Raw genomic sequence first — 12124 nt, 5'->3', positions numbered from 1 at the left:
CGACTTGCTTCCTGCATAATTTTCACCCATCGGACAAAGTAAAAAAAAATTCGCATACTGAAGCCTTTATACCTTGCCAAATGACCTAAATTTGTGGGTATTATTAGGGCAATGCAAGCAACGTATTCAAGATGTTCCCCCTCTCCGAGCAATCAGAGGCGGCCCCGTCAAAAATACTCACGTTATCCACTGAACCCTAGGTGCTATCTTTAAGCCCATTGGGCGTGATTATTTTTGACGGTCAGTTCCTTGAATACGGTGACGCTTTTGCCTCGCCAGTCAGTCCTGGCGTTCCAAACGAATTTGAAGGATATGCGTGTGAACATTCAAGCACTAATTAACGACAAAGTCTCTCAGGCGCTGGAAGCCGCTGGTGCCCCAGCTGGTAGTCCTGCTGCAGTCCGTCAGTCTGCGAAAGCCCAGTTTGGTGATTACCAGGCTAACGGTGTTATGGGCGTTGCCAAGCAACTGGGTACTAACCCACGCGAGTTCGCACAAAAAGTCATTGAGCAACTGGATCTGGACGGTATCGCCGATAAAGTTGAAATCGCCGGTCCTGGCTTCATCAACATCTTCCTGAGCAAAGAGTGGCTGGCTGAGCAGGCTGAAAAAGCCCTGGCTGACGAGCGTCTGGGTGTGGCAAAAGAAGAGACCAAAACCATTGTGGTTGACTACTCTGCGCCAAACGTTGCCAAAGAGATGCACGTGGGTCACCTGCGTTCAACCATCATCGGTGATGCGGTTGTACGTACCCTTGAGCATCTGGGCCACAAAGTCATCCGTGCGAACCACATCGGTGACTGGGGTACTCAGTTCGGTATGCTGATTGCTAACCTGGAGCGCGTTCAGAAAGAATCTGGCGAAGTGTCCATGGAACTGTCAGACCTGGAAGCCTTCTACCGTGAATCGAAGAAACTTTACGACGAAGATGCTGACTTTGCAGAGCGTGCACGTAACTACGTGGTGAAACTGCAAGGTGGCGACGAATACTGCGCTGAAATGTGGAAGAAGCTGGTTGATGTAACCATGATTCAGAACCAGCGTAACTATGACCGCCTGAACGTATCACTGACGCGTGATGATGTCATGGGTGAATCCATGTACAACGACATGCTGCCTGGCATCGTGGCTGACCTGAAAGAGAAAGGCCTGGCTGTTGAAGATGACGGCGCGCAGGTTGTTTTCCTGGACGAGTACAAGAACAAAGACGGCGAACCTATGGGTGTGATCATCCAGAAGCGTGACGGCGGTTTCCTGTACACCACCACTGACATCGCATGTGCTAAATACCGTTACGAAACTCTGGGTGCAGACCGCGTGCTGTACTTTATCGATTCCCGTCAGCACCAGCACCTAATGCAGGCATGGACTATCGTTCGCAAAGCTGGCTACGTGCCAGAAGATGTGACGCTTGAACACCACGCATTCGGTATGATGCTGGGCAAAGACGGTCGTCCGTTCAAGACACGTGCTGGCGGTACGGTACGTCTGGCTGATCTGCTGGATGAAGCAGAAGAGCGTGCGACTAAGCTGATCGAAGCGAAGAACCCGGAACTGGATGCAGAAGAAAAAGCAAACATCGCGAAAACAGTAGCGATGGCTGCCGTGAAGTACGCTGACCTGTCTAAGCACCGTACTACCGACTACATCTTCGACTGGGATAACATGCTGGCGTTTGAAGGTAACACCGCGCCATACATGCAGTATGCTTACACCCGTGTAGCGTCTATCTTCAAGCGTGCCAACGTTGAGCAGTCTGACCTGACTCACCCAGTTATGATCACCGACGAGAAAGAGCAAGCGCTGCTGTCTAAACTGCTGCAATTCGAGGAAGCCGTACAAACTGTTGCCCGTGAAGGTCACCCACACGTAATGTGTGCATACCTGTTCGAGCTGGCAGGCCTGTTCTCAAGCTTCTACGAAGCATGCCCAATCCTGAACGCTGAAGAAGCTGTTAAGCAAAGCCGCTTGAAGCTGGCTCTGCTGACCGCCAAGACCATCAAGCAAGGTCTGGACCTACTGGGTATCGAAACCCTGGATCGCATGTAACAATTCGTCGCACCGATAACGTGCTAATTCGCTAATATTATTGAGCCTTCTAAGGTATCCTTAGAAGGCTTTTTATTTCTGTATCATTTACATGGATATCCACCTTCCGGATGTTGACGGGGATAATCCCCTCGCCTCCTCGCTGCTGAACATGGATAAAGGTTATGCGTAACGACAGCTTTGTGAAATCAACAGAGACACTCAAAAAAACAGTGCCTTTGATGATAAAACACAAGGTCCCAACGACTCCTACCAACTATGCACTCTGGTATACCTATACCTCCCAGCAAAACCCGGCACTGAATGCCGCACTGGACCAGAGCCTGGCCGAGCAGGGGCATTGTACCCCCACCCTTTGTGATGAGCTTTATCAGGCCTACCTTGCCAGCGAAACAGACCGCGATGTCCAGCAAATCAAACTTAGCCTGACCGCGATGATGCAGGAGCTGTCGCACAGCATGGCCGACACCCTGAGCAGTACGACTGACTTTGAGGATGTCCTCGAACATACCTTCGATAAGCTGGAGCAAGCGGAAAATGACGGGCTGTCCCTCGAAGAAACAACGAACTTGGTGAAGGGTCTGCTGAAAGAATCGCGCCATCTGCGCCAATCAGCAGGTAACTTCAAAGGCCAGCTCGACTCTGCCCAAAAAGAGATCGCCAGCCTGCGCGCCGCGCTGAATAAAAGCCAGCAGGAGGCGAACGAAGACGCCTTAACCGGGCTGTACAACCGTCGAGCCTTTGACCGCGACATAGAAAGCATTAGTCAGAAACAGGTTCCTTTCAGCCTGATCCTGCTGGATATTGACCACTTCAAATCGTTTAACGATAACTACGGCCATCAGTTGGGCGATCAGGTTCTGAAGCTGGTTGCCAGCCAGCTCAAAGTCAGCTGTCAGGACGGCGCAACTGCCTACCGTTACGGCGGGGAGGAATTTGTGGTACTGCTAGCCGACCAGTCACTGTCTGCAGCCCGCCAACAGGCTGAGATCGTGCGCAAAGCCATTGAGCGTATTTCATTGCAGGATAAAAAGTCTCGTGAGCGAATGAAGCCAATCACAGCTTCCATGGGGCTGGCCTGCAGCGAAAAAAACGAGAGTCCGGTTCAGGTCATCACCCGCGCCGATCGATATCTCAATCAGGCCAAACAACTGGGACGGAATCGGGTCTTACCGATTGCTTGAAGCCTTGAACCGATTACTTAAGGTCTTGAACAATAAAAATTGCCCGGTTTAACCGGGCAATTTTCTATATCACATAAATTTATTGAAATCCGGGTATCTTACTGTCCGAATCGCTGCCCGCCTTTGTGCAACCAATCCAGCTCCTCCTGAGTGGAAAGGCGACCATAAACAGAATTACGATGAGGGAAGCGGCCAAAGCGCTTTATCACCTCATAATGACTGAGTGCATACTGGTAGAACTCATCAAATTTCCGGGAATGTGCCGGTGTCACCGACTGGCGTAACCGATCGTACCGAAATACGGCCTCTTCCTGATCTTCCATAACCTCCGAATGCTCAAGCGGCAGGTAAAAAAAGACCCGCTCAATCGGTGTCAATTCAAGATCCTGATTCTGGGCCAGACCTCGCTTGCACAGCGCCAGCGCCAAGGAGTCATAGCGAAAAGCCGCGCCCAGCCCGCGGTAAATATTGCGGGTAAACTGATCGAGCAAAACAATCAGCGCCAGCGTTCCCTGCGGCTCTTTCGACCAGTGACTGAGCTCGCCGAGCCCAGCGCGGCTCACCGTATCCCGAAAACGGTTTGTGATCAGCACATCGGTCTCAGGGCTGCCACCGAACCAAAGCTGAGAGTGGTCCTCAACGGTCATTTCCTCGCCCACTTCACCGAACCAGAAATCCAATACTTCTTGATACTCTGCCACCATGGTTCCCCCTTGATGATGGAGACAATAAAACGCCTTCCACCTGAAATTTTGCGCTATTCCCTGAATGAATACCGAGGTTTATCAGCTATCAATCATTGCCTCACTGATTGATAGCCACTATCTTACTGGCATCATAATTTTTTCTTCTGCCTCTATCCTACCTCAGCCAGCGCAATAGGCTGTGGCAAAACTCCCAGCCTGTGAGCTGAGCAATACAATTAAGGAATACAGAAATGCAGTTTTCACTTCATCCGAGACTCGAAGCAGATACCACAGTACTGGGTGATTTCCCTCTGTGCCGGGTGCTCCTGTCGAAAGAAGCTCTGGGGCCATGGGTCATCTTAGTGCCTCGTAAAGCAGAGCTCAGAGAAATTCATCACCTGCCGCAGGAAGAACAATTCCAGCTGATGCGTGAGTCCAGTGCTGTTGCCGGTTTACTGGAGACCCAATTTCAGGCCGACAAAATTAACGTCGGTGCGTTGGGCAATCTGGTGCCTCAGCTGCATCTTCACCATATTGCGCGATTTAAAGAAGATATCGCCTGGCCAGGACCAGTTTGGGGAAACACGGACGGCACTCAGCGTTCCGAGGCCGTTCAGCAGGCTCTGGCGGAAGAGCTTCAGGCCCTGATGGCTGAACTGGACGGTTTTGTTGCCGCGGCGCTTTAACCCAGTCACGAGTTAACTCTCCGGCCGACGTTCACTAGCTTACCGGGAATCCGAAACAAAGCGACTGAAGCAGCGTAGCTAGAACAGAAACACCAAAGAAAAGAAACCAGAACAAACAAGCTGGAATAGTAAACTGAAAAAGGCAACCCGAAGGTTGCCTTTCTTGTCAGTGACGCGCTGTAAATACTAATCCCGTATGTAACAGGACGAATTGGCGTTAATTTCTCACCACAGTTACAGAAAGCTCTTGTTCGGCCAGGCAACGATACCAGACGTCACTGGCTCCCTGACAGCACTGGCGGCTGTCACAGCCTACCAGTTCACGCCCCAGCTTGCCTTTTCGCACCCAGACTTCCAGCATGGCATCAACGCCATCTTCTGACATCGCAAAGTGCGATGCCATTGCTTTACGACTGCTACGCCCGTGTTGCTCGATGTACGCTTTAAGCTGATGCAAAATCATACGGCCAACACCTGTTCATCTGCCTGCTTGCGCCCCTGACGCTTAAACCACACCAGCAAGGCCGTGTTCAGTATCACAAAGAACGCTATCCACAATGCACTGGCCATCGGATGATCTGTAAACGTTGCCAACTGGAAGTAAATACCGGCAAACGTGTAGGCCATCAGCATGGTCCAACTGGCGATAAACAGCGCAAATTTCTGGCCGAATTCACGTACATACGCACCCATTGCCGCGGCACAAGGGGTATACATCAGAATGAAAATCAAATACGCCATCGCACCGGCTGCGCCGGTAAAGTGCGCCTGAATATTGCCAAAGATCGAGGAATCGACTTCCTGCTCTTCCGCAGCCACCGCCTGATCTTCCAACTCACCCACCGTAATCCCCAACGGATCGCTGTAGCTCAGGTCAGCCAGGTTCGCCGGAATAGACGCGACTGCCTCATGCAGACTTCCCAGCAAATAATAGTCAGCCTCCTCACCAGACTGTGATGGGGCATACAGATTATTCAGGGTGCCGACCACCGCCTCTTTGGCAAAAATACCAGTGATAATACCCACGGTTGCCGGCCAGTTGTCTTCCTGAATACCGATCGGGGCCAGAACCGGAGTCACAACCTGCGCCGCCTTAGACAGCACAGAGTTGGCCGAGTCTTCATTGCCAAACGTACCGTCAGTACCCAGCGAGTTGAAGAAGCTCAAGACTGCCACGACAACCACAATGGTCTTACCGGCCCCCATGACGAATTTCTTCAGCTTCTGCCAGGTTTTGATCCCAACATTGCGCATGGTTGGCAGCTCGTAGTCCGGCATTTCCATAATGAAGCTATCACTGCTTCCCGGATAAATGGTATGACGCAATACCAGCCCCGTCAGTACGGCAGCGGCAATCCCCAGCAAATAAAGGGCAAACACAACGTTCTGGCCACTTTCAGGGAAAAAAGCGGCGGCAAACAGTGCATAAACTGGCAAGCGTGCTCCACAAGACATAAACGGTGCCATCGCCGCAGCCAGCTTACGTTCACGCTCCTGCTCCAGCGTACGGGTCGCCATGATAGCCGGCACATTACAACCAAAGCCCAGCACCAGAGGAACAAACGCTTTCCCCGGCAGGCCAACTTTCTGCATCACCTTATCCAGAACAAAGGCAGCCCGCGCCATGTAACCGGAACTCTCCAGTACAGCCAGGAACAGATACAGACAGGCAATCACCGGAATGAAGGTCGCCACGGTCTGAATACCGCCGCCCAGACCATCCGCAATCACGGTCACCAGCCAAACCGGCAGGTGACCGTCCAGCAGGTAGTGGCCGCCGTCCACCAGCAACGCGCCGACGCTGATATCAAAGAAATCAATGAATGCACTACCAATGTTGATGGAGAACATAAACATCAGGTACATCACGATGAAGAAGAACGGAATACCGAAGGCGCGATGCAGCAGAACCCGATCAATTTTATCACTCAGGCTGTGGCTCAGTTTTCCTTCCTGGCGACGCACCTTCTGACAAACATTATGCAGATAACTGTAACGGGTATCCGCCACCTGAATATCAGGATCCAGATCCACCATCAATCGGTTACGGGCATTACACGCAGCGTTCTTTGATTCGTCATCCAGTCTATTAATTACCAGGGTATCGTTTTCCATCACCCGGATAGCTTGCGCTCGTGGTTTCAACTGCTGGCCGTCAAACAGCGACTCAATCTCAATCACTGCCTGCTCGAAACGCGTCCCGTAATCCAGACAGAAGTCGCTCACAGCAATGCCCTGCGCCAGCATCTTGTGCAGCTTCACCTTAAACTCATTGACTTGTTTAAGGTTGTTCGCCGACAGGCAAATCACCGGGCAGCCAAGCGCTTTTTCCAGCCCTTTGACATCCAGTACCTGACGCTGGCGAGCCAGCACATCCATTTTATTCAGCACCACAACCATGGGACGGCCAAGTTCGCGAAGCTGCAATGTCATATACAGACTGCGCTCCAGGCAGGATGCATCAACCACGTTGATGATCACATCGGCAGGTGTGGTCAGAATCGCCCGAGAAGCAATGGCTTCATCAAGACTGTTGGCATCGTTGGCACTGTCCAGGTTGTAAATCCCCGGCAAGTCCGTCAGGGCAAAACTGTCACCGGCACACTCGTAGCGGCCGGTTTTCTTTTCAACCGTCACACCCGCCCAGTTACCCACCTGCTGACGAGCGCCCGTCAGGCCATTAAATAAGGTTGTTTTACCGCTGTTTGGATTGCCGACAGTGAGAATGTTGTATTGCATTATTTGACCTCTACCTCGATATCTTCAGCCAGCTGCTTACGCAGCGCGATATCCACACCACGGACGCGAATCTGAATCGGGTCACCCAGAGGGGCAACACGTACAACAGCGACTGGCGTATTCGGCAATACGCCCATCACCATTAATTTCTTTCGGGTTGCTGCGGAAAGGCCGGACATCCCGGTCACGATACCTTCACTGCCACAGGAAAGTTCTGACAGTTTCATATAACCAACACCTTAAATGGTAATAATTTTCATTCATTTTTATCAATGTTACAGATTGAAACACATTTGGCTTTGTTTTAAATCAATAAACCCTTTCCATTTATGGGTTCATTGATTGCAGCTTTGATTTCACTGATAGAAATATCGCCAAGTAGACGCTAGATAAGAAAATAAACCGTGTTTTTCCATACCGGGCTGGAGCCATTCTGAGATGAACGGCTCCGTAAACGGGTCATCCCACAACGGTTGAAAATAAAAGACGGGGTTAAACAGGCAAGAGCAACATTAGAAGATGGGAAATCAATGTGGGCGAAAAGAATCTAGCCCATATAGAATCAGACAGGCACCGAGTCGAACAGAGGGTAACTGTCATATCAGATCTGAATGAGTACAGATAAGCCGTAATTACCACTGTATCCTTACCCCTACCGTTCATTTGGCGATCCTCACTTGGAAAGCGGCTCACTTGGCAAGCAACTCTCTTGGCAAGCTTAGTAAGAAGGCTGTTCTCTTAGTAAGCCGCTATCATCAGCTATACTGGGCAATCAGCCAAAATCTCTTCGGGTTCACGGCCTGTTGCCGCTCTGAACCGGGCGATGAAGACCTCGACATCCTGAAAACCGCATGACCGGGCAACCTCACTGAGGGGCTCCCCCTGCTCTAGGTGGCTCATTGCCTGCTCAATCCGGTACTGCGTAACATAGTCTTTGAAGGCGAGACCAAACTTCTGTCTGAATTTACGTTGCAGGCTTCGTTCCGATAAGAACAAGGCCTTGGCTGCGATAGAGGTACTGAACTGAGGGTCATGATAATGGGTCGCGATAAGAACCCGGACATTATCACACCACAGCTGATCGGGCGTAGGGACGGCCTTATCGTCCGTTGAGCTATCCTCCTTGGGATGCATCAATTTATTCAGGCGTGCTCTGACATCCCGGTTATCCGCCGGCCATGTGATCAGCTCATGTGCCCAACCGGAAAGCAGGATATCCGTGCTATCAAGGCTACCACTGTCATCAACCAGCAAAATACGGGGCTCATACCCATCGGGCAACTCTTCAGCCAACCGCTGCAGCAGCGGCACTCCTGCCAAACCGGGCAACGTCGCAGAAGCAACTAATAGATCCGGGGTATTTTCCAGCATAGCGATCAACGCTTCATAACCATCTCTGACGCAAGTCACCCGATACTCTTCACTCAACAGGGACTGCCACCAGGCAATCATCGGTGTTTCTGCGCACGCCAGCAACACGGCGGGTTTACTGGTGGCTGGTGCCTGCGCAGCACAAGTCTCAGCTTCCGACGCCATTTCCGGTTCGGCATGTTGTGCTGCTGAATGATAGAGCGGTAAACGTACAATAAATTCGCTGCCCACGCCCTGGTAGCTGATCACCGAGATATCCCCCTGATACCTCTCCACCAGCTGTTTCACTGTGCTGAGCCCCAGACCGAATCCGGCTTCCGGGCTGAATACCGGCTCTTCCTGATAATAGCTTTCAAACAAATGTGCTTTGGTTTCGGCGCTCATGCCTTTGCCGGTGTCACTGACCGAAATCACCAGCTGTTGCTGCCTTTCTTTGACAGTTACCGTAATGCCACCGTTACGATCAGTGTACTTCAGCGCATTAGACAGCAAATTCCCCAGAATGATTTCCAAATGGTATGGGGCAAGAAACACACTGCATCCGGCGGATTCATCCTCCAGACAAAGGGCTATCTGTTTTTTCTCGGCCTCAACCTGCCAGCTCATGCAGCTCGCCTGTACCACAGGGCTGACCCATTGCTCACACAGCTTATCCGGCTCTGCCAGTGCCAGCGCATCTTTCGACAGCAACTGCTCAGCCACGTGCAAGGCATGAGCTAGATTTTTTTCGATAATCGCGAGCTTACCTTGCTCGCTGCCCTGCGGTTTTACCCCTTCGAGCAGGCTGAGAGACAGACTAAGCGGTGTCCGTAGTTCATGTGACAGTTGTGCCATCATGTTCTGCCGAACTTCCAGTATCCGCTGCAACTGCATATTGCTGGCATTGATTTGTTTTTTCTGCAGCTCAATACGGGCCGTTTTCTTAAAAACAGCCTGCTTAAGCTGCATATTCTGCTGGTTATTAAGCACATTTCGCCAATAGAGGGCTGCTGCCACCAAAGACACTACGCCAGCCATTACCAGTAGCGTGATACCTGTCGACAGATACCATGGCCGTTCAACATCAAAGTCCAGTCTCAAAACCTTGTGGCCCCCCAAGGCGGATTCCGGTGAAGACAATGAGGCTTCCAGCACGAAATGTCCTGGTGACAGGTGATCCAAAAAGACGTTAGGACTCGAAACAGACTGCCACGCGGAGTCCTCTCCGTCTTCAGAACGAATCCGGTAGAAGAAATTGGTCTGCTGCTGCCAGGGGGTGATCGTGAATTCAAAACTGATCGCGGCACCATAAGGTAACTGCAGCGGCTCATCGCTGGTTCCGCCCATCTGGTACAACTGGTTATCGGCTCGAACCTCACTCAGTGTCAGTTGCTCCGGTAACTGCTCGTGCGCCAGCAAGGTATTTGGTGTAAATGTCAGCAATCCCTCACGGGTCGCAAACAACAAATTACCCGCCGATGATCGCAGGCAAACCGGTGCGGAAAACTCTTGTGGCAGCACACCGTCAGACTGCGATAGGTGCCGGATCAACTGCGCTTCAAAAGAGAGGTGAGACAGTCCCTGACTGGATGAGACCCAGACCCCGTTACTGTCCCCCACCACACAATAAGGATATGCGCGAGATCCCACTATCGGCACCAGCTGTAAAGCCAGCGGTGTCAGGGTTTGTGAATATTGCAGCCCGTAACGATTAGCCACCCAAAGCTGCCCCAGGCGGTCTTCGTAGATGTCCCTTACCCCGCCCAGCTTTTCCGTGTCTGACACCAGATACAGATGACCAGATTCAAACTGATACAACCCGTAATCCGTCCCCACCCAGATTTGATGTTCACTGTCTGCATACAGCGACGTAATTTTCTCCTGCCCTAACGGGTCTTTAAGCCAGTGCTCGCCGAATTCCATCCACTCGGCAGAATCCGGCCAGTAACGATAAAGTCGTGAACCGGCGGCCAGCCACAGCGAGCCGTAATGATCCACCATCAGAGTGGTTAGGCTCTCATGGTTTAGCCCCGGCGGCAGGGCCAGCGGCAACCAGTGATGCCGCAACCTGGAGTATTGATACACGCCAGAGGCTGTCAGCAGCCACAAATTATGACGATAGCTGTCAAGCTTCTGAACCGCTCCCAGCCCTTTATGGTGGCGTAAAATATCAAAAAACAGTGAGACTTCAATCAGGCCATTGTCCGTAGCCAGCCAGTAACTCCCGTCACTGGTGAAAGCAATATCGTTGACCTCCGTTGCCGGCAGCAACCCCTTGCCATCACCCAGCCGCAGCCGCTTCACCAGCCCCGCCGCCTGAGGCAAAAAGCGAATCCCCCGATCAGTGGCAATCCAGAGCGCGCCGAGCGGATCCCGATGCAAATTCAGAATTCGGTTTCCCGGCAGCATAAAATCTTCCTGGACCGAGGCGGTATAGCGACGGGCAGTCAGCTTGCTGCGATCCAGCAGATACAGCCCCTGCTTTGTGCCCACCCACAGACCTTGCTGAGTCTGGCTAATAGCGGTAACCGCTGTCGTACTCTGGCGCCTTTCCTCACTCGGCAAGGTCACCGGCTTACCGTCACGTCCTTTAAATAACCCCTCGTAAGTGCCAAACCATAACTGCTTATCATCATCCATAAAAACGGCGGTGACTGTTTGCTCCGGCATCAACAATGTCGCAGGACGAAGGCTGTCAGCATATTCATACACACCTTGCTGGGCAGCAACATACAATGCGTCACCAGCGACATGTATACCAGTCAGCCGCAGCGGGTGGGCGAAGGGGGTAAAAGCAGGAGGCGTTTGGGGTTCGGAGAGCTGGTACAAGCCTCGTCGGTTGGCAAACCAGACGTTTTTTGAAGTGGTCGCCACAGCTTCCACCGGGATCTGGCTGAGATTCAGCTTAGAGAGTTTTGCCGTCGAAGGTTCATAGTAATAGGCACTGCCCTCTTTAACCAACCAGAGTTTGTCGGCCAATAAGGCCGCATCGGTAACCCCAGTAATGGCATTACCCTGTCTGTCTTTGGCCGGTTTCAGGCTTCTGCCGTCATAGTAATAAAGCGCCTGGGTGATATCTATCAGCCACAGACCACTCTGACTGCCATTGAGCACTTTTTTTGCTACCACCACACTACTCGGATCCTGGCTTGGTAGCGGATAAAACAAATAATCAGACGCATAACTGTTGGCAGTTCCAAACCAAACCGCTAACAAAAAACACCAAAAAAGCAAAATCCGCCTAATCATAGTCTGTGGTAAAAAGCCCTCACCCTTGTCATAAAAGTTGGACTCATTATGCAATATCCAGAGTATTTAGATAAGCTGGCATTTATAAAATGAGGTTAAATGCATAAAAAAACGCACCGAAGTGCGTTTTTTTAGACCTGTATCAGAAAACCGTTTAGTGATTCCCAATGAGGAGATTCCT

8 protein-coding genes are annotated in these 12124 nt (G+C 51.5%); 3 read left to right on the top strand and 5 right to left on the bottom strand.

The features are described 5' to 3' along the window. Positions 1 to 318 precede the first annotated feature (318 nt). Complete coding sequence (argS, locus tag FH974_RS04825; protein ID WP_207103522.1) at positions 319 to 2049, top strand: arginine--tRNA ligase; 1731 nt, start codon at positions 319 to 321, stop codon at positions 2047 to 2049. Between the two features lie 164 nt (positions 2050 to 2213). Next, a complete protein-coding gene (locus FH974_RS04820; protein ID WP_047883234.1) occupies positions 2214 to 3233 on the top strand; it encodes a GGDEF domain-containing protein in 1020 nt (339 codons plus the stop codon). A 98-nt stretch (positions 3234 to 3331) separates the two neighbouring features. Here the strand turns inward: FH974_RS04820 and FH974_RS04815 are convergent, their stop codons facing one another. After that, positions 3332 to 3937, bottom strand: coding sequence for a DUF924 family protein (locus tag FH974_RS04815; RefSeq protein WP_047883233.1), 606 nt, complete (start codon positions 3935 to 3937; stop codon positions 3332 to 3334). A gap of 233 nt (positions 3938 to 4170) precedes the next feature. Here FH974_RS04815 and FH974_RS04810 point away from each other — a divergent pair, with 233 nt between their 5' ends. Further along, positions 4171 to 4605: an HIT domain-containing protein gene (locus FH974_RS04810; protein WP_047883232.1), complete on the top strand. Its 435-nt coding sequence runs from the start codon at positions 4171 to 4173 to the stop codon at positions 4603 to 4605. A gap of 217 nt (positions 4606 to 4822) precedes the next feature. Here the strand turns inward: FH974_RS04810 and FH974_RS04805 are convergent, their stop codons facing one another. The 4 genes from FH974_RS04805 to FH974_RS04790 all read right to left on the bottom strand — a co-directional run bounded on the left by FH974_RS04805 (position 4823) and on the right by FH974_RS04790 (position 11826). Then, positions 4823 to 5068: a FeoC-like transcriptional regulator gene (locus tag FH974_RS04805; RefSeq protein WP_047883231.1), complete on the bottom strand. Its 246-nt coding sequence runs from the start codon at positions 5066 to 5068 to the stop codon at positions 4823 to 4825. Continuing rightward, on the bottom strand, positions 5065 to 7344 hold the full coding sequence (gene feoB / locus FH974_RS04800) for a Fe(2+) transporter permease subunit FeoB (RefSeq protein ID WP_047883230.1): 2280 nt from the start codon (positions 7342 to 7344) through the stop codon (positions 5065 to 5067). Before feoB ends, FH974_RS04805 begins: the two co-directional genes overlap by 4 nt. Beyond that, the gene (locus FH974_RS04795) at positions 7344 to 7571 is read right to left on the bottom strand and encodes a FeoA family protein (RefSeq protein WP_047883229.1); all 228 of its coding nucleotides are present in this window, start codon (positions 7569 to 7571) and stop codon (positions 7344 to 7346) included. The genes feoB and FH974_RS04795 overlap by 1 nt, the downstream gene beginning before the upstream one ends. Positions 7572 to 8103: 532 nt before the next feature. Next, on the bottom strand, positions 8104 to 11826 hold the full coding sequence (locus FH974_RS04790; protein WP_047883228.1) for a two-component regulator propeller domain-containing protein: 3723 nt from the start codon (positions 11824 to 11826) through the stop codon (positions 8104 to 8106). Between the last annotated feature and the right edge of the window lie 298 nt (positions 11827 to 12124).

This window comes from Photobacterium ganghwense (genome assembly GCF_017329545.1).
Lineage (GTDB): Bacteria > Pseudomonadota > Gammaproteobacteria > Enterobacterales > Vibrionaceae > Photobacterium > Photobacterium ganghwense.
This window is presented reverse-complemented; position numbering and strand designations above follow the sequence as displayed.

What these genes read in the sequence shown, in the direction of transcription:
- FH974_RS04810 (WP_047883232.1), top strand. Translation starts at nt 4,171, where the DNA reads ATGCAGTTTTCACTTCATCCGAGACTCGAAGCAGATACCACAGTACTG.
- feoB (WP_047883230.1), bottom strand. Translation starts at nt 7,344, where the DNA reads ATGCAATACAACATTCTCACTGTCGGCAATCCAAACAGCGGTAAAACA.
- FH974_RS04795 (WP_047883229.1), bottom strand. Translation starts at nt 7,571, where the DNA reads ATGAAACTGTCAGAACTTTCCTGTGGCAGTGAAGGTATCGTGACCGGG.
- FH974_RS04815 (WP_047883233.1), bottom strand. Translation starts at nt 3,937, where the DNA reads ATGGTGGCAGAGTATCAAGAAGTATTGGATTTCTGGTTCGGTGAAGTG.
- FH974_RS04805 (WP_047883231.1), bottom strand. Translation starts at nt 5,068, where the DNA reads ATGATTTTGCATCAGCTTAAAGCGTACATCGAGCAACACGGGCGTAGC.
- FH974_RS04820 (WP_047883234.1), top strand. Translation starts at nt 2,214, where the DNA reads ATGCGTAACGACAGCTTTGTGAAATCAACAGAGACACTCAAAAAAACA.